The sequence below is a fragment of the Parasulfuritortus cantonensis genome (genome assembly GCF_004337445.1).
GTDB classification, from domain to species: Bacteria; Pseudomonadota; Gammaproteobacteria; order Burkholderiales; family Thiobacillaceae; genus Parasulfuritortus; species Parasulfuritortus cantonensis.
This window is the reverse complement of record NZ_SJZB01000031.1, coordinates 24,824-47,616: the sequence shown is the minus strand read 5'-3', so window position 1 is coordinate 47,616 and position 22,793 is coordinate 24,824. Positions and strand designations below refer to the sequence as shown.

Annotated in this window: 25 protein-coding genes; 12 read left to right on the top strand and 13 right to left on the bottom strand. The window is 67.2% G+C overall.

All coding sequences use genetic code 11. The features are described from left to right. The first annotated feature begins 112 nt into the window (after window positions 1–112). A complete protein-coding gene (locus EZJ19_RS08275) occupies window positions 113–1,786 on the top strand; it encodes a glycoside hydrolase family 57 protein (protein WP_240754705.1) in 1,674 nt (557 codons plus the stop codon). 48 nt (window positions 1,787–1,834) lie between these two features. Beyond that, complete coding sequence (locus tag EZJ19_RS08270; RefSeq protein WP_131446509.1) at window positions 1,835–2,323, top strand: FKBP-type peptidyl-prolyl cis-trans isomerase; 489 nt, start codon at window positions 1,835–1,837, stop codon at window positions 2,321–2,323. A 33-nt stretch (window positions 2,324–2,356) separates the two neighbouring features. Here EZJ19_RS08270 and EZJ19_RS08265 read toward each other — a convergent pair whose 3' ends face one another. The 8 genes from EZJ19_RS08265 to EZJ19_RS08230 all read right to left on the bottom strand — a co-directional run bounded on the left by EZJ19_RS08265 (window position 2,357) and on the right by EZJ19_RS08230 (window position 7,761). Further along, window positions 2,357–3,001, bottom strand: a complete 645-nt coding sequence (locus EZJ19_RS08265; protein WP_131446507.1) for a M48 family metalloprotease — start codon at window positions 2,999–3,001, stop codon at window positions 2,357–2,359. Window positions 3,002–3,232: 231 nt separating this feature from the next. Next, entirely contained in the window at window positions 3,233–3,739 is a 507-nt protein-coding gene (locus tag EZJ19_RS08260; protein ID WP_131446505.1) for an SCP2 sterol-binding domain-containing protein, read from the bottom strand. Window positions 3,740–3,877: 138 nt separating this feature from the next. Further along, window positions 3,878–4,297, bottom strand: coding sequence for a DUF6691 family protein (locus EZJ19_RS08255; protein WP_131446503.1), 420 nt, complete (start codon window positions 4,295–4,297; stop codon window positions 3,878–3,880). Continuing rightward, the gene (locus tag EZJ19_RS08250; RefSeq protein ID WP_131446501.1) at window positions 4,294–4,860 is read right to left on the bottom strand and encodes a YeeE/YedE family protein; all 567 of its coding nucleotides are present in this window, start codon (window positions 4,858–4,860) and stop codon (window positions 4,294–4,296) included. Before EZJ19_RS08250 ends, EZJ19_RS08255 begins: the two co-directional genes overlap by 4 nt. A 66-nt stretch (window positions 4,861–4,926) precedes the next feature. Further along, window positions 4,927–5,577, bottom strand: coding sequence for a hypothetical protein (locus EZJ19_RS08245; protein ID WP_206199369.1), 651 nt, complete (start codon window positions 5,575–5,577; stop codon window positions 4,927–4,929). After that, complete coding sequence (locus EZJ19_RS08240; protein WP_131446499.1) at window positions 5,574–6,551, bottom strand: MlaD family protein; 978 nt, start codon at window positions 6,549–6,551, stop codon at window positions 5,574–5,576. The genes EZJ19_RS08245 and EZJ19_RS08240 overlap by 4 nt, the downstream gene beginning before the upstream one ends. Further along, window positions 6,521–6,958: a hypothetical protein gene (locus EZJ19_RS08235; protein WP_131446498.1), complete on the bottom strand. Its 438-nt coding sequence runs from the start codon at window positions 6,956–6,958 to the stop codon at window positions 6,521–6,523. Before EZJ19_RS08235 ends, EZJ19_RS08240 begins: the two co-directional genes overlap by 31 nt. A 5-nt stretch (window positions 6,959–6,963) precedes the next feature. Beyond that, the gene (locus EZJ19_RS08230; protein WP_165873518.1) at window positions 6,964–7,761 is read right to left on the bottom strand and encodes an MlaE family ABC transporter permease; all 798 of its coding nucleotides are present in this window, start codon (window positions 7,759–7,761) and stop codon (window positions 6,964–6,966) included. An 86-nt stretch (window positions 7,762–7,847) separates the two neighbouring features. Here EZJ19_RS08230 and EZJ19_RS08225 point away from each other — a divergent pair, with 86 nt between their 5' ends. The 4 genes from EZJ19_RS08225 to EZJ19_RS08210 all read left to right on the top strand — a co-directional run bounded on the left by EZJ19_RS08225 (window position 7,848) and on the right by EZJ19_RS08210 (window position 12,822). Further along, window positions 7,848–9,488 (top strand): HD-GYP domain-containing protein, encoded by a 1,641-nt coding sequence (locus tag EZJ19_RS08225; protein ID WP_131446494.1) that lies wholly within the window; start codon window positions 7,848–7,850, stop codon window positions 9,486–9,488. Between the two features lie 2 nt (window positions 9,489–9,490). Continuing rightward, window positions 9,491–11,728, top strand: a complete 2,238-nt coding sequence (locus tag EZJ19_RS08220; protein ID WP_240754704.1) for a CHASE2 domain-containing protein — start codon at window positions 9,491–9,493, stop codon at window positions 11,726–11,728. A 13-nt stretch (window positions 11,729–11,741) separates the two neighbouring features. After that, window positions 11,742–12,509 (top strand): 3',5'-cyclic-nucleotide phosphodiesterase, encoded by a 768-nt coding sequence (locus EZJ19_RS08215; protein ID WP_131446492.1) that lies wholly within the window; start codon window positions 11,742–11,744, stop codon window positions 12,507–12,509. A 67-nt stretch (window positions 12,510–12,576) separates the two neighbouring features. Continuing rightward, a complete protein-coding gene (locus tag EZJ19_RS08210; protein WP_131446490.1) occupies window positions 12,577–12,822 on the top strand; it encodes a hypothetical protein in 246 nt (81 codons plus the stop codon). A gap of 56 nt (window positions 12,823–12,878) precedes the next feature. On the opposite strand, the gene EZJ19_RS08205 is transcribed toward EZJ19_RS08210, so the two are convergent. The 4 genes from EZJ19_RS08205 to hrcA form a co-directional block, all read right to left on the bottom strand. Continuing rightward, complete coding sequence (locus EZJ19_RS08205) at window positions 12,879–14,207, bottom strand: FCSD flavin-binding domain-containing protein (protein WP_131446488.1); 1,329 nt, start codon at window positions 14,205–14,207, stop codon at window positions 12,879–12,881. 21 nt (window positions 14,208–14,228) lie between these two features. Continuing rightward, the gene (locus EZJ19_RS08200; protein WP_131446486.1) at window positions 14,229–14,531 is read right to left on the bottom strand and encodes a c-type cytochrome; all 303 of its coding nucleotides are present in this window, start codon (window positions 14,529–14,531) and stop codon (window positions 14,229–14,231) included. Window positions 14,532–14,683: 152 nt separating this feature from the next. Beyond that, complete coding sequence (hemH, locus tag EZJ19_RS08195; RefSeq protein ID WP_131446484.1) at window positions 14,684–15,790, bottom strand: ferrochelatase; 1,107 nt, start codon at window positions 15,788–15,790, stop codon at window positions 14,684–14,686. A gap of 31 nt (window positions 15,791–15,821) precedes the next feature. After that, complete coding sequence (gene hrcA, locus EZJ19_RS08190; RefSeq protein ID WP_131446482.1) at window positions 15,822–16,841, bottom strand: heat-inducible transcriptional repressor HrcA; 1,020 nt, start codon at window positions 16,839–16,841, stop codon at window positions 15,822–15,824. Window positions 16,842–16,887: 46 nt separating this feature from the next. Between hrcA and EZJ19_RS08185 the strand changes: the two genes are divergently transcribed. Continuing rightward, on the top strand, window positions 16,888–17,760 hold the full coding sequence (locus EZJ19_RS08185; protein ID WP_131446480.1) for an NAD kinase: 873 nt from the start codon (window positions 16,888–16,890) through the stop codon (window positions 17,758–17,760). Continuing rightward, window positions 17,760–19,415 (top strand): DNA repair protein RecN, encoded by a 1,656-nt coding sequence (recN, locus tag EZJ19_RS08180; protein WP_131446478.1) that lies wholly within the window; start codon window positions 17,760–17,762, stop codon window positions 19,413–19,415. The genes EZJ19_RS08185 and recN overlap by 1 nt, the downstream gene beginning before the upstream one ends. Here the strand turns inward: recN and fur are convergent, their stop codons facing one another. Then, window positions 19,416–19,871, bottom strand: coding sequence for a ferric iron uptake transcriptional regulator (gene fur / locus EZJ19_RS08175; RefSeq protein WP_131446476.1), 456 nt, complete (start codon window positions 19,869–19,871; stop codon window positions 19,416–19,418). It abuts the gene before it with no gap. A 59-nt stretch (window positions 19,872–19,930) separates the two neighbouring features. Between fur and EZJ19_RS08170 the strand changes: the two genes are divergently transcribed. The 4 genes from EZJ19_RS08170 to EZJ19_RS08155 all read left to right on the top strand — a co-directional run bounded on the left by EZJ19_RS08170 (window position 19,931) and on the right by EZJ19_RS08155 (window position 22,774). After that, a complete protein-coding gene (locus tag EZJ19_RS08170; RefSeq protein WP_240754703.1) occupies window positions 19,931–20,365 on the top strand; it encodes an outer membrane protein assembly factor BamE in 435 nt (144 codons plus the stop codon). Next, the gene (gene dapB, locus EZJ19_RS08165) at window positions 20,362–21,165 is read left to right on the top strand and encodes a 4-hydroxy-tetrahydrodipicolinate reductase (protein WP_131446474.1); all 804 of its coding nucleotides are present in this window, start codon (window positions 20,362–20,364) and stop codon (window positions 21,163–21,165) included. The genes EZJ19_RS08170 and dapB overlap by 4 nt, the downstream gene beginning before the upstream one ends. Before the next feature lie 266 nt (window positions 21,166–21,431). Next, the gene (locus EZJ19_RS08160; protein ID WP_131446472.1) at window positions 21,432–22,043 is read left to right on the top strand and encodes a hypothetical protein; all 612 of its coding nucleotides are present in this window, start codon (window positions 21,432–21,434) and stop codon (window positions 22,041–22,043) included. A gap of 20 nt (window positions 22,044–22,063) precedes the next feature. Then, window positions 22,064–22,774 (top strand): hypothetical protein, encoded by a 711-nt coding sequence (locus EZJ19_RS08155; RefSeq protein WP_131446470.1) that lies wholly within the window; start codon window positions 22,064–22,066, stop codon window positions 22,772–22,774. Window positions 22,775–22,793 lie beyond the last annotated feature (19 nt).

Here is a 22,793-nt window from a genome sequence, read left to right as displayed (position 1 = left end):
TCGGGATAGATACGTTGAGGCGATAAGTAGCGGCTTTGTCGGGCGAGCGCAAGGGCGCCGACCGGCATCGGCGCTAAAATGGTCCGCACCGACTCAACCGAGGGTTGACCCAGTGATACATCTCGTCCTCTGCTGGCATTTCCACCAGCCCGACTACCGTACCGAAGAAGGCCGTTATTTCCTGCCCTGGACTTATCTGCACGCAATCAAAGACTACGCCGACATGGCGGCGCACCTGGAAGCCCAGCCCGGCATGCGGGCGGTGGTGAACTTCGTCCCCACCCTGCTCGAACAACTGGATGACTACGTCGAGCAGTTCCGCTCCGGCACGATCCGGGATCCGCTCCTGGCCGCCCTGATCGAACCCGACCTGAGCCGCTATCCGCTGGCTGAGCGGCGCGCCCTGATCGAGGCCTGCTTCAAGCTCAACTTCCCGACCATGCTCGATCCGTTCCCCGGCTATCGCCGCCTGTCGCGCCTATGGCAGGCCGCGTTCGAGGACGGCGACGCCGCCGTGGACTATTTCTCGAACCAGTATCTCGGCGACCTGGTGACCTGGTACCACCTGGCCTGGACCGGCGAGACGGTGCGCCGCGAGCACGGCTGGCTGGTGGAATTGATGCAGAAGGGCTCCGGCTTCGACATGGAGGAGCGCGGCCGGCTGTACCGCCTGATCGGCGAGGTCATCGCGGACCTGGTGCCGCGCTTCGACGTGCTCGGCGAGCGTGGCCAGATCGAGCTGTCGGCGACCCCGCACAGCCATCCGATCGCCCCCCTGCTGCTCGATTTCCAGTCCGCGCGGGAGGCCCGGCCGGGTCTGCACCTGCCGGCGAGCGCCGGCTACCCGGGCGGGCGCCTGCGCGTCAAGGCCCACATCGAGGCGGCCATGGGCGTCCACGAGAGCCATTTCGGACGCCGGCCGGCCGGTCTCTGGCCCGCCGAGGGCAGCATCTCGACGGCCACCCTCGACCTCTTCTCCAAGGCCGGCGTGCGTTGGGCGGCGAGCGGCGAGGGCGTGCTCCGGCACAGCCTGCATCACGCCGGCCTCGACGCCAGCCATCCCTACCCCTGGCTGAGCCGGCCCTGCCGGCTGACCGGCCAGAAGACGGTCACCTTTTTCCGCGACGACCATCTGTCCGACCTGATCGGCTTCGAATACAAGGGCTGGTTCGCCCAGGATGCCGTGCGCCATTTCCTGCGTACCCTGGAGGACCGCTACCGCGCCGTCGAACAGCCGGACCCGGTGGTGACGGTGGTCCTGGACGGCGAAAACGCCTGGGAGTACTACCCGTACAACGGCTGGTACTTCCTGTCCGAACTCTACCAGGCCCTGGTCGAACACCCGTCCGTCCGGGTCACCACCTTCTCCGAGTATCTCGACCTCTATCCGAAGAACGTCAAGGTGCTGCCCACCCTCACCGCCGGCAGCTGGGTGTACGGCGACTTCACGACCTGGATGGGCGACCCGGCGAAGAACCGCGCCTGGGACCTGCTCTGCGCCGCCAAGGCCGTCTACGACCAGCACGTCAAGGAGTTGCGGCCGGCGCGCCGGCGCGAGGCCGAGTTGCAGTTGCGCTCCTGCGAGAGCTCGGACTGGTTCTGGTGGTTCGGAGACTACAACCCGGGCGACAGCGTGGCGGCGTTCGACAAGCTCTACCGGGCCAAGCTGCGGCGCCTTTACCAGCTGCTCGAACAGCCGGTCCCGGCCAGCCTGACGCTGTCGCTGAGCCGTGGCGGCGGACCGGCCGAGTCGGGCGGGGTGATGCGGCGCGGCGGCCACGGTTGATCTGGTAAACTGCCGGTCCTTTCGATTGATGCAGCAGCGGAGACCGCCATGAGCGAAGACGTCGTCAGCAAGCACAAGGTGGTGTACATACGCTACAGCGTGCTCGACGAAGCCGGCAACGTGATGGGCCAGCAGGACATGCCGACCGGTTACGTGCACGGGGCCGGCAGCGGCCTGTTCGACGAGATCGAGCATAGCCTGGACGGCCACAAGGTGGGCGACCGCGTCGAGGCCATCCTGCCGGCTGGGGCGTTCGGCGACCGCGATCCCGAGCTGGTGATCGAGGAGGACCTCGACAACGTGCCGCCGCAGATCCGTTACGTCGGTGCCGAGGCCGATCTGCAGAACGACAACGGCGATGTCCTGACCTTCCGGGTCACCGCCATTGCCGACGGCCGCATCACCCTCGACGGCAACAGCCCCATGGCCGGGCGGGTGGGCCGCTGCGTGGCGGAGATCCTGTCCATCCGGGACGCCTCGGCGGAAGAGATTCAGAGCGGTTTCCCGGCCGAACAGGGCGCGCCGAAGCTGCACTGACCGCCCCGGCGCGGGCGGCCGGGTACAGCCGGGTTAGCGTCCGGCCAGGGCCACCAGGCGCTGGCCACCGCTCGGATGCGAACCGGAGTCCCGGGCATCCGCGACCCCTTGGATCGCCTGGCCCAGCCAGCTGGCGGGCAGACCTGACCTGACCAGCAGGCGTCGGCCCTCGCTGTCGGCCTGGAATTCCTGGGCGTACAACAGGGCGGACCAGGACGCGCTGCCCTTCAACGGGTGCCGCCCGGTCATCGCCCCGGTCAGCCGTGCCGCGGCGGTGCCGCCGAGGGCGTCGTAGGCCGTTTCCGTACGTATCCAGCCGTGTTCCATGGCGACATGGACCAGTTCATGGGCGAGTACGCCCGAGATCACCGCATCGGGCAACAGGGCGCTGAGGCGCGGATTGACCAGGACCAAGCCGTTGTCCAGGGAGCAGGCCAGGCTGCCATCGTCGTGGACCAGGCGGATGCGCGGGGTGGCGGCCCCGCGATACATGGCGACGTAGGCGGGCAACAAGGCGGAGAGCAGTCTGTCGAGGCGTGCCCGCTCCGCCGGGAAACCCGTCTCGACGGGTATCTCCCGCTCGATGCCGGCGAGCATGCGCAGATAGAGGGATTTGGTGTCGGCGACGGCCGGCGCGGCGAACAGGGTGCCGGCAAGAATCCAGATCAGCTTCTTCAACAGCGCCTCCGGGCAAGGACGGAATGGTTGCCGGAGGGGCAGGTCGGACGGGGATGGGGTTTCCGGGCAGCCGGCCACGCCACTGCGTTGCAACTAATGCGATATTAAGCATTTATGTGAATACTATGCAAATTCGCATGGTCGTCGCGGCGACAGGGTGGCGCTTGCGCTCGGGGCCGCGGGCAAAGAAAAGGCCCGCACGAGGCGGGCCTATTCTCGGGGTGGAGCAGGTTACTTGCCCGGGCAGGTGTCGTCGCCCGGAATCTTGCCGGGGATGAGCAGGAACTGCTCGAACGGGCCCATCACCTTCATGGCCTCGACCTTGGGGCCTTCGAATTGCAGGCGGCCGAACATCATGGCCCGCATGGGGCCGTACTCGCCGTTGCCCATCTCGTGCCAGCGCTTGGTTTCGGCGTGCATCTTGTAGTCCATGCCGGGGTCCAGCTTGGCGTGCTGGACGGGGCCGGCGTATACGCAACTGGTCTTGCCGTCCTTGGTGGAGATGGTCATCTCGACCTTGGTCGCCTCGCCGCAGTCGGTGCGGTACATGTGGATCACCTTGTAGCCGCGGCCACCGTCGTTCTTGCCCCACTTCTCGAACAGGTCCTTGGTCAGGGCCGTGTTGGTGTTCCAGTACTGGCAGGCTTGCTGGGCCCATTCGGTGGACATCAGGGGGGCGGCCTGGGCGGTGCCGGCGCAGGCGATGGCGGCGGCCAGGGTCAACAGCTGTTTACGCATTTTGTCTCCTCAATCAAATTCGGGCGTCCGGAGCCCGTTCCGCAGGACATTCAAGTTAAGACGGGCTATGCCGCCGGCAAGGTTAGAACGCCGGCATGAGCCTGTCAAAACAACAATTTGACATCCCAATCAATGGATTTAATGCGGTACCTTGTCTTTCAGGGCACCGTACAGCCAGGTGCCGTGCAGGGCACCGGCGAGCACCGCCAGGGCACCGATCGAGCCGGTGCCGACCAGGGCGAATACCGGTCCGGGACAGAGACCGATCAAGCCCCAGCCGAGGCCGAAGATGAAGCCGCCGTGGATGTAGCTCTTGCGGCCGGGCGGCTTCACGGGAATCTCGATGGTCTGGCCGTCCAGGGACCGGCGCCGTCCCAGGTACTTGATGACCTGGACGCTGGCCAGGCCGGTGGCGATGGCCGTGAACATGATCCCGAACATGTGGAAACTCTGGAAATGAAACATTTCCTGGATGCGATACCAGGAGGCCGCTTCCGACTTCACGAGGACGAAGCCGAAAGCGAGGCCGGCCAGCAGGTAGGGAAGGTAGCGTTTCATTTCAGCAGGTGCGGCACGAGCAGCCAGGCCGACAGCAGGCCACCGGCGAAGATGCCGAGTACCGCATAGACCGAAGCGAGTTGCAGGGTGGACAGTCCGGTGATGGCGTGCCCGGAGGTGCAGCCGCCGGCATAGCGGGTGCCGAAGCCGACCAGAACGCCGGCGGCGAACAGGAAGGTGAGGTTGCGCAGCGTCGGGTCGAACAGTTCGGGCGGGACCAGCAGGCCGGCAGGGGCCGCGAAGCCCCAGTTGTGGATCATGGCCACGGCCGCCGGGCTGAGGGCGACCGGGTCCGGGTTGGCGAACACCACGCCGGCCAGGAACCCGCCCAGGCCGGTGCCGATCACGAAGACCAGGCTCCAGGTGTGTTCCTTCCAGTCGTACTTGAAGAAATCGACATCGATTTGGTTCGGCTGGGTGATCGCGCACAGGTGGCGCAGGTTGTTGGATATGCCGAACGAACGGTTGCCGATGACCAGCATCAGCGGCACCATCAAACCAATCAGCGGGCCGGCCACATACCATGGCCACGGCGCGTTCAACCAGGACAGCAAATTAGTCATCGTATCGTCTCCCCCAATGGTAGGACGATTATATGAGTAAATTGCTCGTCTTTAGCAAGCGGCGAATCAGGGTTTGACCGACGTGGCGACGAGGTCGATGCGGCGCTGTATGCGGGCGGCGGCGTCGCCGTCTCCGGCCGCCCGGGCGCGTTGCAGTTCGACCCCCAGCCAGGCCAGCAGCGGGCGCCGCCAGCCCTGTCCGGAAGCGGTCTCGACCGCGTCCACGATGCCGGCCGGCGGCAATCGGCCGGCCTTGAACAGGACGCCGGCCGCGATCAGCCTGGATACCGGGTCGGCTACCTCGGCCAGTTTGGCCTCGCCGCCGGCCTTGAGCACCGGGGCGTACTGGGTCGGCAGGGTCTTGGCATCGAGGCCCTGCCAGGCGCCGGACAGGAAGGCGGCATAGCTGCGTTCGGCCGGCGCGGCCCCTTCGGCGAGCGCCTGGTAGCCCGGACAGTCGTCGAATTCCAGGGCGGCGGCGCGCACGCCGCAACGGGCCAGTTCGATGCGCGCGACCAAGTCCGGCCGGCCGGTGCGCGCCGCCTCGGCGCGCGCCTTGGCGAAGCTCAGGTCGGCCAGCCGGGCGTTGCCGTCCAGGTAGTGTTTCTGGAAGCCTTCGAGGCCGCTCTGGGCATTCATCTTCCAGTCCGGCGGGGGCGGCGAACCGGCGCAGGCGGCCAGGGCGAGCAGGCTGAGCAGGGCGGCGCGGCGCATCATGGCAGTTTCACCTCCACGTCACGGGCGAACGGCCACTTGCGGTTGATCTCGTTGATCAGGCCGTTGACCTTGGCCAGGCTGTCGTCCACCTCGGCGCGCAGGCCGGCCATGTCCACCGTGGCGTCCTTGACGTTGGCCGAGATGGCCTGGCCGTTGGCCAGGATGGCGTCGGCCTTCTTCAGGCTGTCGCGCACGTCGCCCAGGATGCCGTTGATCTGCACCACCGCCTTCTGGGCCTCGTCCATGACGCCGTCCTTGCCGAACATGCGCTGGTCGGTCTTGCCCAGGATGCCGTCGGCCTTCTGGGAGACGCCGTTCAGGCTGGTCACCAGGGTATTGGCGTGGTCGATGGTCTGGACCACCTTGGCGGCGTTTTCCGGCTCGCCCAGCATGCCGCCGAGGACGCCGTACTGGCCGGCCATGCGCTCGGTCACGGTCTTCACGTGGGCGAGGCTCTGGCTGAGGCTGGAATCGGCCTTGGTGATGGCGTTCACGTTGGCCAGGATCGACTTCACCTCGGCCATGATCTCGGGCAGGTCCTTGGCCGCGTCGCCGGTGTAGAGCGGCCGCTCGGCGCCGTTCGGCAACAGGGGCGCCTTCAGGTCGGTGGAGAAGGCGCGGATCTTGGCGCCGCCGACGATGGACTTCTCCAGGGTGAACACGCTGGTCTCGCGCAGCCACTTGGCGTCCTTGACCGGGATGGCCATCTCGATGCGCACCTGGCCGGTCTCAGTCAGGTCCATGCGCTTGACCCGGCCGACCGGAAAGCCGGCGTAGGTCATGGTCATGCCGGCCTCGACCCCTTCGGCGTTCTCGGTCACCAGGGTCAGCCGGTTGGTACGTTCGAAGGCCCCGCGCACGTACAGGGCATAGACCAGGAAGGTCACGGCCAGGAGCAGGGTGAGGACCAGCAGGAGGCCGACCTTGAATTCCAGGTTCTTGATCAGCGGGGCGCGTACAGGGGCTCGTTCCATGAGTAGTCCACGATCCAGCATTCGTTGATCTTGTCCGCGACCCCGTCCAGGGTCGCCGAGACGAAGGGCGGGTAATGGGTATCCGGCAGCAGCAGCGCCGGCCGGTCGATGAAGATTATAGAAGGCGCCCGGATCACGGCGCGCAACAGCTTGGCGACGAAACGCTCCTCGTGGCTGAGGTCGGGATCGCGCTTGAACGCGCAGTCGCTCCGGTTCAGGCGCACGAGCAGCGTCCAGGCCAGGTCGGCCGCCTGTTCGTAGGCCATGTTGTGCCGGTACTGCGGCACGATGGCGATGTTCTCGAGCACCGACAGGTTGGCGCGCAGGGGCAGTTCCTCGGACACCAGGGAGTTGTCCGGGTCATGCGCGGGGGCGATGACGACGCGCCGGTCGGCATCGTCGGCCACCCATTTCAGATGTACTTGAGCACTAATGAGAGCACCTCGACCAGCATCAGGACGAAGAACAGCCGCACCATGCCGCGCAGTACCGAGATGGGCACGAAGAACAGCTTGCCGGCGGGGGCCGCCAGGCCCTCCGAGATCGGGATCACGGTCACCGCCAGGCCGAACGCGAACACCTTGGCCCAGAGCATGGCGATGACCGGCAGGTTGAATATGTTGCCCATGACGCGGTTGTACTCGTGCACGCTCCAGGCCTGGAAGCCGTACACCGCCAGGTAGGCCAGGACCAGGGCGACGGCGCTCGCCACGGCGGTCAGGGCCAGGACCGAGATGACGCCGCCGATGACGCGCGGGATGAACTCGAAACGCATCGGGTCGACGCCGGTATCCTCGAGCGCCTTCATCTCGTTGTGCACCACCATCAGGGCGACCTCGGTGTTGATCGCCGCGCCCGAGCGCAGGCCGACGAACAGGGCGGTGAGCAGGGGCAGTATCTCGAGCACCAGGATGCGCACCGAGGCCTCGAGGGCGTGCTGGGCGAAGCCGTAATTGCGCGCCGTGTCGACCACGATCTGGATCAGCACGAAGGACAGCACGGCGGAAAACACCGTGAAGGTGGGCAGGATCTGCCAGGCGGTGAAATATATCTGCTTCTGCACCACCGAGCGGGTGGCGTTGTTGTAGGACGCCGGCGTCAGGGCCTCGACGATGGCGACCGCGGCGAAGTGGCCGAAGCCGCGCCAGGCGCGCAGCCAGGCGAGCAGGCCGGCGCCGCGTCGGGTCAGGTCTTGGATGATGGCGTCCATGGCCGGCATGATAACGCCATGCGCGATGGCCGTGGTTTGCCTATCATTGGAGTCGCCGCCCGCGCCACGAAACTGGAGGAGTCTCCGTGACGAGCAAGCGATCGAATCTGCTGGAACGCCTGGAACGCCTGGTGGCGGTGGGCATCGAACTGTCGGCCGAGCCGGATGCGGACCGGACCCTCGGGCACATCGTCGACGCCGCCCTGGAACTCACCGACGCCGACGGCTGCACCCTGTACTTGGCGCGCGACGGCGCCCTGCACTTCGAGATCATCCGCAACAACAGCCTGGCCCTGCGCCTGGGCGGCCCGGCCGGCGAGCGCCTGACCCTGACGCCGATCCCGCTGCGCCAGGCCGACGGTTCGGCCAACCTGCACGCGGTCTCGGCGGCGGCGGCGAACCGGCGCCGGACCATCAACCTGGAGGACGTGTACGCGGTCACCGAGTACGACTTCTCCGGGGCGCGCGCCTTCGACCAGGCCAACGGCTACCGCTCGCAGTCCTTCCTGACCGTCCCGCTGATCGACCACGAGGACGAGATCATGGGCGTCCTGCAGTTGATCAACGCCCTCGACCCGGCGTCCGGCCAGGTCGTGGCCTTCGACCGCGACAGCCAGTACCTGGCCGAGTCGCTCGCCTCCCAGGCCGCCATGCTGCTTAACAAGCGCCAGTTGATCAGCCGCCTGGAGGCCCTGTTCATCGCCTTCATCAAGGTGATCAACGCCGCCCTGGACGAGAAGTCGCCCTATACCCACGGCCATTGCCAGCGCGTGCCCATCATCACCATGCTCCTGGCCGAGGCCGCCGACCGCACCCGGGCCGGGCCGCTCAAGGACTTCGTCCTCGACGACGCCATGCGCCGGGAACTGGAACTGGCTGCCCTGATGCACGACTGCGGCAAGATCACCACGCCCGTCCACGTGGTCGACAAGTCGACCAAGCTGGAGACCCTGTTCGACCGTATCGCCCTCGTCGACACCCGCATCGAGGTGCTCCGGCGCGACGCCCGCATCCGCGCCTTGGAGGCCCAACTGGCACGCCTGGCGCCGGACGCCGGCTGGCGCGCCGAGGTCGACGCCGGCCAGGCCGAGGCCGATGCCGAGCTGGATGCCGCACGCACCTTCCTGCGCCGCATCAACCAGGGCGGCGAGGCGATGTCGGAGCAGGACACGGCGCGTCTCGGCGCACTCGCCGGCGGGTACCGCTGGCACGGCCCGGACGGCGCCGAGCGGCCCCTCCTGGATGCCGAGGAGGCGGCCATGCTGGCCATCCCGCGCGGCACCCTGTCGGACGCCGAGCGGGGCATCATCAACCGCCATATCGACATGACCATCGCCATGCTCGAGGCGTTGCCCTGGCCCAAGCACCTGCGCCACGTCACCGAATATGCCGCCGGCCACCACGAGCGCATGGACGGCAAGGGCTATCCGCGCGGCCTGACCGGCGACCAGATGTCGATCCCGGCCCGCATGATGGCGATCGCCGACATCTTCGAGGCGCTCACCGCGCGCGACCGTCCCTACAAGCCGGGCAAGCCGCTCTCGGAGACCCTGGCGATACTGGGACGCATGAAGGTCGAGCAGCACATCGACCCCGACCTGTTCGACGTCTTCATGCGCGAGCGGGTCTATATGGACTACGCGCGCCGGTATCTTGATCCCGAGCAGAACGACGACCCCGATGTCCGGACCATACCGGGATACAATCCCGACATGATCGACGACTGACGATGCCCTTGCCCAAGTTCAAACTTCCCGCCATGAACCTGCGCGGCCGCCGCTTCGTGCAGCAGTTCGCCGCCAGCCTGGTTTTCCTGGCCCTGCTGCTCGGCCACGTCGCCGGCGTCTATCACCTGGGCATCCTGGACAAGCTCGATGCCGCCCTGTACGACTACAAGCTCAACCTGGGCATGATCCGGGCCGTGGACGAGCGGGTGGTGATCGTCGACATCGACGAGAAGAGCCTGCAGGAAGTCGGCCGCTGGCCCTGGCCGCGCGACAAGATGGCCAGGCTGACCGAGAACCTGTTCCAGCAATACGGCGTCGCCTCGGTCGGCTACGACATCGTCTTCGCCGAGCCGGACCAGAGTTCCGGCCTGCCGGTGCTGGAGCATCTGGCCAAGGGCCGCCTGGCCGGCGACGCCGGCTTTGCCGGCCTCCTCGAACAACTGCGTCCCGGCCTCGACTACGACGCCAAGCTGGGCCAGGCGGTGGCGGGCTGGCCGTCGGTGCTCGGCTACTACTTCAATTTCGCGCAGGGCGCCGAGACCACCAATCCGGACGGCCTGCCGGCCCCCCTGCTGGACTGCGCCGGGTTGCACAAGGTCGGCATCCGGCCCGAGGTCGGCCAAGCCTACAGCGCCAACCTGCCCAGCCTGCAGGCCAAGGCGGCGACCGCCGGGTTCTTCAACATGGAGGCCGACTTCGACGGCGTCGCCCGGCGCATGCCCCTGGTCATCGAACACCAGGGCAAGTGCTATGGCTCGCTGGCCCTGCTGACCACCCAGCAGGCCATGGGCGCCGGGACGCCGACGGTCCGCCCGGCCGCCGGGGCGCGCCCGCCGGCCCTGGACCTGGACGGCCTGGTCATCCCGCTCGACGCCGAGGCGCGCGCCATGGTGCCGTACCGGCCGCCGGGCGCATTCGAATACGTCTCCGCCGCACGCGTGCTCGACGGCAGCGCCGAGGCCGCCAAGCTGGAAGGCCGGGCCGTGCTGATCGGTTCCAGCGCGCCGGGCATCATGGACCTGCGCGTGACCCCGACGGCCCAGGTCTTCCCCGGCGTCGAGATCCACGCCAACATGATCTCGGGCATCCTCGACGGCGCGGTCAAATGGGAGCCGCTCTCGGCAACCCGGATCCAGGTCCTGACCGTATTGCTCGCCGGCCTCGCCATGGCGGTGCTGCTGCCCTTCGCGGCGCCGATCTGGGCACTGCTCGCGACGCTGCTGGTCGGCGCCGGCCTGCTTGCCGGCGACTACTACCTCTGGCGGGCCTGGAACATGCACCTCGCGGCGGCCTCGCCCCTGGTCACCGTGCTCGGCCTGTTCGTCATCAACATGTCGTACGGCTTCTTCGTCGAAGCCCGTTCCAAGGCCCAGATCACCCGCCTGTTCGGCCAGTACGTCCCCCCGGAACTGGTCGACGAGATGGCCAAGGACCCGGAGCGCTACAGCCTGCGCGGCGAATCGCGGGTGATGACCGTGCTGTTCTCGGACATCGTCGGCTTCACCAGCATCTCGGAGAAGCTCGAGGCCTCGCAGCTCGCCGACATGCTCAACGCCTACCTGTCGCACATGACCAAGCTGGTGCAGGAAAGCCGCGGCACCATCGACAAGTACATCGGCGACGCCATCATGGCGTTCTGGGGCGCGCCCATGAGCGACGAGCGCCACGCCCGCGACGCCGTCCTCACCGCGATGGCCATGCAGGCCACCCTCGCGGAGCTGAACCCGCAACTGGAGGCGCATGGCTGGCCGCCGGTGCGCATCGGCGTCGGCGTCAACACCGGGCGCATGTCGGTCGGCAACATGGGTTCCCAGTTCCGCATGGCCTACACGGTGATGGCGGACGCCGTGAACCTGGCCTCGCGCCTGGAAGGCCTGACCCGCCAGTACGGCTCCCTGGTCCTGATCGGCGAGGACACCAAGGCGGCCTGCCCGGACCTCGCCTTCATGACCGTCGACCGGGTGCGCGTGAAGGGCAAGCAGGTGCCCGTGACCATCTACGAACCGCTCGGCATCGCCAGCGAGGTGGCCAAGGAACGCCTGGACGAGGCCGCCGAGTTCGAGGCCGCCCTGGCCGACTACCTGGCCCGGCGCTGGGATGCCGCGGAGGCGAAGCTGCAGGTGCTGAACGGCCGGCGGCCGACCAAGCTGTACGACGTCTACCTCGGCCGCATCGCCCACTTCCGGGCCGAACCGCCCCCAGACGACTGGGACGGCGCCTTCACATTCACCACCAAATGAGCGGGGCCGAACCATGAGAATCAGGGTACTGGGCTGTTCCGGGGGTATCGGCGGCGGGCGCCAGACCACCTCCTTCCTGATCGACGACGACATCCTCCTCGATGCCGGCAGCGGGGTCATGCGCTTGAGTCTGGAGGAGATGGCGGGGATCGCCAACCTGTTCGTCACCCACGCCCACCTGGACCACATCCTGGCCCTGCCGCCGCTGCTCGACAGCGTCGGCGTCGGGCGGGCGGCGCCGTTGGTGCTGCACGCCCTGCCGGAGGTGATCGATACCCTCAAGGCCCACCTGTTCAACTGGCATCTCTGGCCCGACTTCGCCCGCGTCCCGACCGCCGACAAGCCCTATCTGGCCTACGCGCCGCTGGCGGTCGGCGCCCCGGTGCCGATGGCCGGCCGCACCATTACCGCCATCCCGGCCAAGCACGGGCGGCCGGCGGTCGGCTACCTGCTGCGCGGCCAGCGTGCCAGCCTGCTGTTCTCGGGCGATACCGGCAGCCATCCCGACCTGATCGCCATCGCCAATGCCACCGACGACCTCGAACACCTGATCGTCGAGACCTCTTTCGCCAACGATCTCAAGCACATCGCCGACGTCTCCGGGCACTATTGCCCGGCCACCCTGTTGCCGGACCTGGCCCAACTGAAGCCGGGCGTGTCGGTGTGGATCACCCACCTGAAACCGGGTGGCGAGGACGCGATCATGGCCGAACTGGCGAGCGTGGCCTTGCCCTGCGGCAGCCCGCGTGCCCTGGTCCCCGACCAGGTGTTCGATCTCTAGGCGCGGCCGACCCGGCGCAGCGCGGAGGTGCAGGCCATGGCCGGACGGAGCGATTGAGGAGACCGGCATGCTCAGATCCGTTGCCGCCGCCACCCTGTTCGTGATCGGGATGCCCATGGTCCTGTACGGTACCTGGCTGGCCGTGGCCATGTTCACCGGCTACAGCGACCGGGCGACCGAGGTCTTCGTCATCACCTTCGGCGGCCTCGGCCTCGCCGCGGCCCTGGTCGGCGGCCTGCTCTGCCTGCTCGGCTGGCGTCTGTGGCCGCGCAAGTCGGTCCCGGCGTCACGACCGGACGCCGACGGCGGTTGACGGGCCAGCAATGAAAAAGGGGGCCGAAGCCCCCTGGTCGGTACGGGACGACCGGCTCAGCCCTTGGCGGTGAACTTGTAGTCCGCCGGCAGGTCGAGGGTGTCGGACCAGACGTTCATGGCCCAGGCTTCCATGTAGGCCATTTCCAGTTCGCTTTCCTCGGCGGAGATGCCGTTGGCGTCCTTGGGCGGCACCAGCGACTTCTTCTCCTCGTTCCAGCGGAACACCGTGGCGACGTGGAAGGCGGTGCCCTGGCCGGTGCCGGAGTAGCAGGTGTTGGTCACCACCGGGGCCGGGTCGGGCTGATGGCCGGCGAAGATTTCCGACAGCGCGTAGGCGCACATCTTGCCGGTGTTGTTGGCGACCGAACCGGACTTCGGGAAGTTGGTCAGCGCGGAATCGCCCAGGATGTGGACGTTCTTGGCGACTTTGGACTCGAAGGTCAGGTAATCGATCGTGCACCAGTTGCCGTTGTTGCCGTCACGCACGCCGGCCAGGCCGGTGACCGCGGCGGCGCGCATCGGCGGCACGACGTTGATGACGTCGCCCTTGACGTCGTCGAACTCGGTGCCGACCATCATCTTCTTGGCGTCGACCGAGCGCGGCATGTTGTTCGGACGGTAGTCGATCATGCTGTTGTCGGTGCCGTAGCCGAAGTGTTTCTTCCAGGCGGCCAGGAACAGCGGCTTCTTGGAGGCGATGTCCGGGTTGCCGTCCAGGATGATGATCTTGGACTTCGGCTTGGCTTCCTTGAAGTAGGTGGCGACCATGCAGGCGCGCTCGTACGGGCCGGGCGGGCAGCGGTACGGCGACATCGGCACCGACATCACGAAGGTGCCGCCGTCGGGCATGGCTTCCAGTTGCTGGCGCAGGACGCCGGTCTGGTCGCGGCTGGCCTTCCAGGCGTGCTTGATGGTCTTCTGGGTCTCGGCGTCGTAGCCCTGTACCCGGTCGAACAGCAGTTCGATGCCGCCGGAGAGGACCAGGCGGTCGTAGGGGAAGGTCTTGCCGCCGGCGGTGGTGACGGTCTGCTTGGCGGTGTCGATGGCGACCACGGTGTCCGGCACCCAGGTGTCCACCAGCTTGCTGATGTAGGTGTACGGCAACTCGATGTCTTCCATCTTGTTGATGCCGGCCAGCACGGTGTTGGAGAACGGGCAGGAGGTGAAGTGGTCGTTCGGTTCGATCAGGGTCACGTTGGCGGCCGGGTACCAGGCCTTCAGGTACTTGGCGAAGGTGCAGCCGCCGAAGCCGGCGCCGACCACGACGACCTTGGGCCCGGCGCTACCGGTCTGCACGGAAGCGCAGCCACCCAGGGTGCCGACCGCAGCGAGGCTCGCGGCACCAGCGGAGACTTTCAGAAAGTCGCGACGATTGATGGTCATATTGTGTTCTCCTGATCGCGATTACTTGATGGAAGCGAAGTAGTTGGCCATGGCCTCGTATTCGGCTTCGCTGTAGCCGTTGGCGTGCTTCTTCATGACGGTGGCGGGGCGGGAGCCGTCCTTGAACGCCTTCATCTGGGCGACGAAGTAGCCCGGCTCGAGTCCGGCCAGGCTGGGAATCGCGCCGCGGCTCTTGCCATCGGGGCCGTGGCAGTACGAGCAGTTGGCCGCGATGAAACGGGCACGCACGTCGACGGCCTGAGCCGTGGCGACAGCACCGAGCGTGCCAGCCAGCACCAGAGTTACAGCGAGGGTTTTTTTCATAATGCTCCTCCAAGCTTGACAAAATGGCGGCCAGGCCGCCAAACCGAATCAAGTAACCACGCCCGAAGGCGCCCTTGATTTGCCTCGTGATGATGGAAGAACGATGGCAATTATTCAACAAGCAAACCCTAATATTGCCGGGGTTTTCTGGCCTATTCCGGGCTTCCGGCGGCGATCGCCCGGCGTGCCCGCTCGCGCAGTCGTTCCGCGTCGCCGGCATGCTGCTCCGGATCCGGCAGCCAGCCGGTCAGCTGTTCCTCGGCCAGGTCGGCCAGCGCGGCCACCCAGGTCGGCCGGCAGTTCAGGGCCGGGATGTAATGGAACTCGCGACCGCCGGCGTTGAGGAAGCTGGCCTTGCCCTCCATGGCGATCTCTTCCAGGGTCTCCAGGCAGTCGGCCGCGAAACCCGGGCAGATGGCGTCGACCCGGCCGGTTCCCGTGCGGCCCAGTTCGACCAGGGTGTCGGCGGTGTAAGGGCGCAGCCATTCGGCCTTGCCGAAGCGCGACTGGAAGGTGATGCGGTATTGCTCGGGTGCCAGGCCCAGGGCCTCGGCGAGCAGGCGCCCGGTCTTCAGGCATTCGCAGTGGTAGGGATCGCCCAGTTCCAGCGTCCGCCTGGGTACGCCGTGGAAACTCATGACCAGGATGTCGGGGCGGCCATGCTCGGCCCAATAGGCCTCGACGCTCTGCCGGAGCGCGCCGATGTAGCCGGGCCGGTCGTGGTAGTGGCGCACGCTGCGGACGTCCGGCAGGGTGCGGGTCTTGAGCAGGACGCGGTGGACCGCGTCCAGGGCGGTGCCGACGGTACTGCCCGCGTACTGCGGGTAGAGCGGCAGGACCAGGATACGGTCGCAACCCTTCTCCCGCATGGCGGTCAGCGCGGCCGCCACCGAGGGCCGGCCGTAGCGCATGGCGTAGTCGACCACCAGGGGCAGGCCCAGGCGGGTGCCCAGTTCGGCCGCCAGCCGCGCGGTCAGTTGCTCGGTATGGACCTTGAGCGGCGAGCCGCCGGGCAGCCAGATGCTGGCGTACTTGGCCGCCGACTTGGCCGGCCGCGTGTTCAGGATGATGCCGTTGAGGATCGGCCACCAGAGCACGCGCGGCAGTTCGACGACGCGGCGGTCGGACAGGAATTCCTTCAGGTAGGCACGCAGGGCGGGCGCCGTGGGGGCGTCGGGTGTGCCCAGGTTGACGAGCAGGACGCCGATGCGGCTGGGCTGGTCGTGACGGAAGGGCGGCTCGGGCAGGAAGTCGGTCATGGTCGGCAGTACGGCGGGCGCCGCCCGCAAGTCAGTGGAAGGAGAGGGCGTTGGAGAGCAGGCGAGCGGTGATGTCGACGATCGGGATCACCCGTTCGTAGGCCATGCGGGTCGGCCCGATCACCCCGAGGGTACCGACCACCTGGCCGTCCACCTCGTAGGGCGCGGCGATGACGCTGCATTCGTCGAGCGGGGTGACGCCCGATTCGGCGCCGATGTAGAGCTGCACGCCGTTGGCGCGGCCGCCCAGGTCGAGCAGTTGCATGAGGTCGGTCTTGCGTTCGAACAGGTTGAACAGCTGGCGCAGGCGTTCCATGTTGGTGGCCAGGTCGGGGGCACGAAGCAGGTTCACTTCGCCGCTCAGCACGTAGCCGGGGCCGTTCTGGCCCAAGGCCTCGCTGCCGGCCTGGACCGCCGCCTGCATGAGCCGGCTGATGTCGGACTGCAGGTCGGAGAGTTCCTGGACCAGGCGGCTGCGCGCCAGTTCGAAGGACAGGCCGCCGTAGTGCCGGTTGAAGAAGTTGGCCGCCTCGACGAGCTGGCTCTCGCTGTAGGCGTGGTCGGTGATCAGGATGCGGTTCTGGACCTCGCCGTCCGGGGTGACGATGATGAGCAGGATGCGCTTGTCCGACAGGCGGATGAACTCGATCTGGCGGAACACCTGCTGGCGCCGGTGCGGGGCGACCACGACGCCGGCGAACTGGGTCAGCTCCGAGAGCAGGCGCGACGCCGAGGTGACCAGGCGCTGCGGGTCGTCGGGGACCAGGCTCGCCTCGATGCGGCTCAGGTCCGGGTTGGCGAGCGGCTTGACGGTCAGCAGGGTGTCGACGAACAGGCGGTAGCCCTTGGGCGTCGGCACCCGGCCGGCCGAGGTATGCGGGCTGGCGATGTAGCCGCCTTCCTCGAGGTCGGACATGATGTTGCGGATCGACGCTGGCGACAGGTTCAGGCCGGTTTGCTTGGCCAGGGTGCGGGAGCCCACGGGCTGGCCGTCGTCGATGTAGCATTCGACGAGGGTCTTGAGCAGGATGCGGGCACGTTCATTGAGCATTCTTTGGCCATCGTTCACAGGGAAACTCGACTCTATAATTCCGCCTATGCCACAAATTTTCAAGAAGATCGCCCTGGTGGGCAAACACGACAGCACCAGCATCAGCGGTTACATGCTGAGGCTGGCCAATTTCCTCATCCAGCGCGGCCACGAGGTGGTGCTGACCACGCACACGGCCGAGTTCTGCCATCTCACCGAGCTGCCCTGCGCGCCGCTGATGGATATCGCCAACGAAATCGACCTAGCCATCGTCATGGGCGGCGACGGCACCATGCTGGCCGTGGCGCGCACCCTGGTCGACTTCCACGTCCCGCTGATCGGCATCAACCAGGGCCGCCTGGGCTTCCTGGCCGACGTCTCCGTCGACACCATGCAGGCCACCTTGGACGAGATGCTGTCCGGGCGCTACGTGGAGGAGCCGCGCATCATGCTCGACTGCTCCCTGGAACGCGCCGGCGACCTGCAGTTCCACATGTATGCCTTCAACGACACGGTGGTGAGCAAGGGAGCCACGGGCCGGCTGATCGAGTTCGAGGTCTACATCGACAACAAGTTCGTCTACAGCCAGCGCGCCGACGGCCTGGTGGTGGCCTCGCCGACCGGCTCCACCGCCTATGCCCTGTCGGCCGGCGGGCCCATCCTGCACCCGACCCTGGAGGCCGTGGTGCTGGCGCCGATCTGCCCGCACACCTTGTCGGCGCGGCCGATCGCCGTGAACAGCCGGTCGGAGATCGAGATCAACCTGATCCACGCCGACGACTGCCGGGTTCACTTCGACGGCCAGAGCCATCGCGACATGCGCATCGGCGACCGGGTCGTCATCCAGCGCGCCCGCAACACCGTGCGCCTGCTGCAGCCGGTCGACCACAACTATTACGACACCCTGCGCCAGAAGCTGCGCTGGGGCGAGAAGCTCTGATGCTCCTCGGCCTGTCCATCCGGGACTTCGTCCTGGTCGATCGCCTGGACCTGGAGTTCGGGGCCGGTTTTTCGGTGCTCACCGGCGAGACCGGGGCGGGCAAGTCCATCCTGCTCGATGCCCTGCAGCTGGCCCTGGGCGAGCGTGCCGAATCGGGCGTGGTGCGCACCGGCGGCGACCGCGCCGAGGTGACGGCCAGCTTCGCGGTGACCCCGGAACTGGCCGCCTGGCTGCGCGAAAACGGCCTGGAGGGCGACGACGACACCTGCCTGCTGCGCCGCGTGATCGAGGCCGGCGGCCGCTCGCGCGCCTTCGTCAACGGCCGCCCGGTGACCCTGGCCCAGCTCAAGGAGGCGGGTGAGTTCCTGGTCGACATCCACGGCCAGCATGCCCATTACTCGCTGCTGCGGGCCGGCGAGCAGCGCCGCATCCTGGACCAGTACGCCGGTGCCGGCGACCTGGCGGCCCGGGTGGCCGAGGCCTGGCGCGACTGGCAGGCCCGGGACAAGGCGCGGCGCGAGGCGGAAGCCCATGCCGCCGAGGCGGCCGAGGAGCGCGAACGCCTGCAATGGCGGGTCGACGAACTGGCCGCCCTGGCCTTCAGTCCGGAGGAGTGGGGCCGCCTGCAGGACGATCATCGCCGCCTGGCCCATGCCGCCGAGCTGCTCCAGGGCGTCCAGCAGTTGTCCGGCCTGCTGGACGACGAAGCGCAGGGCGTCCTCGGCCGCCTGCACGCCGCGCACGGCCGCCTGGCCGGTCTGGCCGAGATCGACGCCGACCTCGCCGGTGCCGTCGAGATGCTCGACGGCGCCCTGATCCAGGCCGGCGAGGCGGTGCGCGAGCTGAACCACTACGCCGAGCGGGTCGACCTGGATCCGGAGGCGCTCGAGCAGGCCGAGGCGCGTCTGGCGGCGATCAGCGACGCGGCGCGCAAGTTCCGGGTCCGGCCCGAGGAACTGCCGGCGCTGCTGGAAACCTCGAGCGCGCGCCTGGCCGAGCTGGAACGCCTGGCCGACCCGGCCGGGCTGGCGCGCGCGGCCGAGACGGCGCGGACGGCCTACATGAAGCTGGCCGACAGCCTGAGCGGACGGCGCCGGGAGGCGGCCGCCCGCCTGGCCGAGGCGGTGAGCCAGGCGATGCAGCGGTTGTCCATGCAGGGCGGCCGCCTCGAGGTGGCGCTGGCGGCGTGCCAGCCGGAGGCCACCGGCCTCGAATCGGTGGAGTTCCTGGTCGCGCCGCATGCCGGCCAGGGCGCCAAGCCGCTCGCCAAGACGGCCTCGGGCGGCGAGCTGTCGCGCATCGGCCTGGCCTTGCAGACCATCCTGTCGGAAACGGCCGGCGCCCCGGTGCTGGTGTTCGACGAGGTCGACGCCGGCATCGGCGGTGGCGTGGCCGAGATCGTCGGCCGCCTGCTCGCCGACCTCGGCCGTCGCCATCAGGTCCTTTGCGTCACCCACCTGCCCCAGGTGGCGGCCGGCGCCAATGGCCATTTCCGGGTCAGCAAGGCGACCGTGGCCGGGCACGCTTTGAGCCGCGTGGCGGCCCTGGAGCGGAGCGAGCGGGTGGAGGAACTTGCCCGCATGCTGGGCGGCGTGACCATCACCGAGACGACGCGCCGGCACGCCGAGGAGATGCTGGCCGGCGGCGCCGGCTGATCAGGATTCCTCTTCGCCGGCATCGCCGTCATGGCGGCGATGCGGGCAATCCTCGCGCAGGCACTCGACGTACAGGTAGAGGCTGTGGTCGTGGATGCGGAAGCCGCGGTCGGCGGCGATCTTCTTCTGCCGGCGTTCGATCTCGGGATCGTAGAATTCCTCGACCCGGCCGCACTGGATGCAGAGCAGGTGGTCGTGGTGGTTGCCCTTGTTGAGCTCGTACACCGCCTTGTCGTTGTCGAAGCGGTGCCGGGTCAGGATGCCGGCCTGCTCGAACTGGGTGAGCACCCGGTACACCGTCGCCAGGCCGACGTCCTCGTGTTCGGAAAGCAGGGTTTTGTAGACGTCCTCGGCCGACAGGTGGGATCGATCGGTGTCCTCGAACAGGGACAGGATCTTGCGCCGCGGCCCGGTAACCTTCAGCCCCAGGCTTTTCAGTTGATCTCCACTGGTCATGGTGTGCTCTAGCTTGACTGGCGCGTTATCATAGCGCGGCTTTCCCTAACGGTTCATCCATGATGAGAAAATTGGTACTCGTTTTCCTGGTCGCGCTTCCCCTGGTCGGCTGCAGCAGTTGGCGCGAGCGCGTCGGCAACTTCAACCCGATCGAGAGCCTGACGCCATACCACCTCGAAATCCCGCAGGGCAATGTGGTGACCCAGGAACAGGTGAGCGCGCTCAAGCCGGGCATGTCGACCGCGCAGGTGCGTTTCCTGCTCGGAACCCCGCTGATCGTGGACCCCTTCCACAGCAACCGCTGGGATTACGCCTACAGCCTGAAGAAGGGCGGCGACATCCTGGAACAACGCCACATCACCGTCCTGTTCGAGAGCGACCGCCTGGTACGCATCGAGGGCGACGTCGTGGCCGCCCCGGCCAAGCCGGCCGAGGCCGCCCAGCCCGCTGAGCCGGCGCCCGCGGCGGAGGCGGCGGAGGCAGCCAAGCCATGACCATGAACATCGTCATCGCAGGCGCCTCCGGGCGCATGGGCCGGGTCCTCCTGGAGGCGGTGGCCGGTGCCCCCGACATGCGTATCCACGCCGCCCTGGAACGGGCCGGCAGCCCCTATCTCGGGCGCGATGCCGGGGAACTGGTGGCGGCGCCGGCCCAGGTCGCCATCGTCGACGACCTCGATGCCGGCCTGGCCGGTGCGCATGTCCTGATCGACTTCACCCGGCCCGAGGCCACGTTGGCCCACATCGAGGCCTGCCGCAGGCACAAGGTCGCCCTGGTGATCGGCACCACCGGCTTCGACGCCGCGGGCAAGGCCGCCATCGCCGCGGCGGCGCACGACATCCCCATCGTCTTCGCGCCCAACATGAGCGTCGGCGTCAACCTGGTCTTCAAGCTCCTGGACGTGGCCAGCCGCGTGCTCAACGAGGGCTACGACGTCGAGATCGTCGAGGCGCATCACCGGCACAAGGTCGACGCCCCGTCGGGCACCGCCCTGCGCATGGGCGAGGTGATCGCCAAGGCGCTCGGCCGCGACCTCAGGGAATGCGCCGTGTACGGCCGCGAGGGCGTCACCGGCGAGCGCCAGGCGTCCACCATCGGCTTCGCCACCGTGCGCGGCGGCGACATCGTCGGCGACCACACGGCCCTGTTCGCCACCGTCGGCGAGCGGGTCGAGATCAGCCACAAGGCCTCCAGCCGGATGACCTTCGCCCTCGGCGCCCTGCGCGCCGCCCGCTTCCTGGCCGGCAAGGAGAACGGCCTGTTCGACATGCAGGACGTGCTCGGCCTGCGCTGACACGGCATCGAGGGAAGCACATAGGTGAGGGAGCGTTGGGAGACCGGATCGATAGACTGATTTCCGATAGTGCATACATACGCCACAAGAAAAAAGGCTGGTCAACAGCCCGTCGGTGGGAGGTCAAACATGGCTGGATCGAGGATTCCGGGGCCTTTGGGCATGGGAGCGAACAGCCCGGCAGTCGATGATGGGACGATGGCGCCAACGGCTACTCCGCCGCCTCCGTCCTTGGCGGTGAAATCCCCCAGTCCGTTCCGGATGACGTGGGCACGGTTACCGAGGAAGCGCGCCTGCTGGTGGCGGTCGCCTATGGCGAAGGCTCGGCCAAGGACGTGTTCGAGGAAATGGCCGCCATCGCCAGCGTGATGGTCCGGCAAGCGAAGGCGCGCGGCTACACCTTGTTGCAATTCCTGCAGAGCAAAGAGGCGCAGGAGTTTTCATTCGTGCTCGTTGACGGCAACGCGCGCTTCGATCGGCTGATGAACGCCACGGAGGAAGCCATCGGCAAGGATTCCGGAATGAAGACAGCCGTCAAGGCGGCACGCCATGCCATCGGGGGACTGACCGATTACTCGAACGGGGCCTGGTTTTGGGATGGCGCGGATCTCAAGTCAAACTACGCAAGACACCAGAAAGTGAATCGTGGCATACGTTTTTCAAGTGACAACCACAATATTTATAGCGTCAAGGAAAAATCGATTCCTGAAGTCGTGAAATATTGGGAAGTGAAGGATAAGAATGGCGTGAAGCGGAACGCCTCGGAGAGAGGGCGTTATACCTGTACCTACGAATCGACGACGGCCTTGGGTGGGACAGTATTCTGGCGTTATACGAGGGAGTACTTGCAGGCGACAGGCGGAAAGGAACATAGATGAGATATGCTTGGATTCTATTGATGTTATGGGCAACCTTCGCTTCTGCAGACGTCCCCCAGGAGGTTGTGGAAGAATGGGTCAAGTCGCTTAAAAGCGGCACGATGGTCCGGGTGCCCGGACGTTTTGATTCGGTCATGCTGGAAGGCAACTATGCTCCCCCGACCGATTACGATTTCGAACCCGATCCACCCCAGCCCGCGCTGCCCGCGCTCAGTTATTCCGATGAACCTGTCCAAGTGCTCCGTTGGGGCAAGAAGACCTTCCGTGTGGAAGATATGGCCAGGAAGTGGGGATTCCCGCGCGATACGATGACCTGGTTTCCGGACACTATCGATGTCTACCGTGTCCAGGTCGGCCGCCGCACCTACACCTGCCTGGAGAGCAACTACCGCGGGCTCGGCATGAGTGGTCACATGGTGATGGACCGGGCGGTGGTCGTGCTGGAGCCTGGCAAGCGGTCGGAGAGCCTGTATTTCTCCGGCCAATACGCCGGCTGTTACCTGGTTGGCGACTACACGGGCGATGGCCGCCTGGGCTATGTCCAGTTCCGGCGTTTCTTCAATACCGACCACGATTACGCCCGGATCATGACAGTCGAACGTCCTGGGAAGGCGCGGGCGCTCCGGGCCTACGACCTGCGCGCGACGGGGGAGGGGCCGGCCTGTCTCGTAGCCGAGCCCTTGCCGCTCGACAAGTTCGATGCGCCGCTACAAGAGATCACGGAGCATTGACTGGCTCTTGAAGTATCGC

Bases quoted from the DNA above. Each gene is read 5' to 3' on its own strand.
- EZJ19_RS08270 (WP_131446509.1), top strand. From the start codon at position 1,835: ATGAGCGAAGACGTCGTCAGCAAGCACAAGGTGGTGTACATACGCTAC.
- EZJ19_RS08260 (WP_131446505.1), bottom strand. From the start codon at position 3,739: ATGCGTAAACAGCTGTTGACCCTGGCCGCCGCCATCGCCTGCGCCGGC.
- EZJ19_RS08255 (WP_131446503.1), bottom strand. From the start codon at position 4,297: ATGAAACGCTACCTTCCCTACCTGCTGGCCGGCCTCGCTTTCGGCTTC.
- EZJ19_RS08250 (WP_131446501.1), bottom strand. From the start codon at position 4,860: ATGACTAATTTGCTGTCCTGGTTGAACGCGCCGTGGCCATGGTATGTG.
- EZJ19_RS08245 (WP_206199369.1), bottom strand. From the start codon at position 5,577: ATGATGCGCCGCGCCGCCCTGCTCAGCCTGCTCGCCCTGGCCGCCTGC.
- EZJ19_RS08240 (WP_131446499.1), bottom strand. From the start codon at position 6,551: ATGGAACGAGCCCCTGTACGCGCCCCGCTGATCAAGAACCTGGAATTC.
- EZJ19_RS08230 (WP_165873518.1), bottom strand. From the start codon at position 7,761: ATGGACGCCATCATCCAAGACCTGACCCGACGCGGCGCCGGCCTGCTC.
- EZJ19_RS08220 (WP_240754704.1), top strand. From the start codon at position 9,491: ATGCCCTTGCCCAAGTTCAAACTTCCCGCCATGAACCTGCGCGGCCGC.
- EZJ19_RS08215 (WP_131446492.1), top strand. From the start codon at position 11,742: ATGAGAATCAGGGTACTGGGCTGTTCCGGGGGTATCGGCGGCGGGCGC.
- EZJ19_RS08210 (WP_131446490.1), top strand. From the start codon at position 12,577: ATGCTCAGATCCGTTGCCGCCGCCACCCTGTTCGTGATCGGGATGCCC.
- EZJ19_RS08205 (WP_131446488.1), bottom strand. From the start codon at position 14,207: ATGACCATCAATCGTCGCGACTTTCTGAAAGTCTCCGCTGGTGCCGCG.
- EZJ19_RS08200 (WP_131446486.1), bottom strand. From the start codon at position 14,531: ATGAAAAAAACCCTCGCTGTAACTCTGGTGCTGGCTGGCACGCTCGGT.
- hemH (WP_131446484.1), bottom strand. From the start codon at position 15,790: ATGACCGACTTCCTGCCCGAGCCGCCCTTCCGTCACGACCAGCCCAGC.
- hrcA (WP_131446482.1), bottom strand. From the start codon at position 16,841: ATGCTCAATGAACGTGCCCGCATCCTGCTCAAGACCCTCGTCGAATGC.
- EZJ19_RS08185 (WP_131446480.1), top strand. From the start codon at position 16,888: ATGCCACAAATTTTCAAGAAGATCGCCCTGGTGGGCAAACACGACAGC.
- recN (WP_131446478.1), top strand. From the start codon at position 17,760: ATGCTCCTCGGCCTGTCCATCCGGGACTTCGTCCTGGTCGATCGCCTG.
- fur (WP_131446476.1), bottom strand. From the start codon at position 19,871: ATGACCAGTGGAGATCAACTGAAAAGCCTGGGGCTGAAGGTTACCGGG.
- EZJ19_RS08170 (WP_240754703.1), top strand. From the start codon at position 19,931: ATGATGAGAAAATTGGTACTCGTTTTCCTGGTCGCGCTTCCCCTGGTC.
- dapB (WP_131446474.1), top strand. From the start codon at position 20,362: ATGACCATGAACATCGTCATCGCAGGCGCCTCCGGGCGCATGGGCCGG.
- EZJ19_RS08155 (WP_131446470.1), top strand. From the start codon at position 22,064: ATGTTATGGGCAACCTTCGCTTCTGCAGACGTCCCCCAGGAGGTTGTG.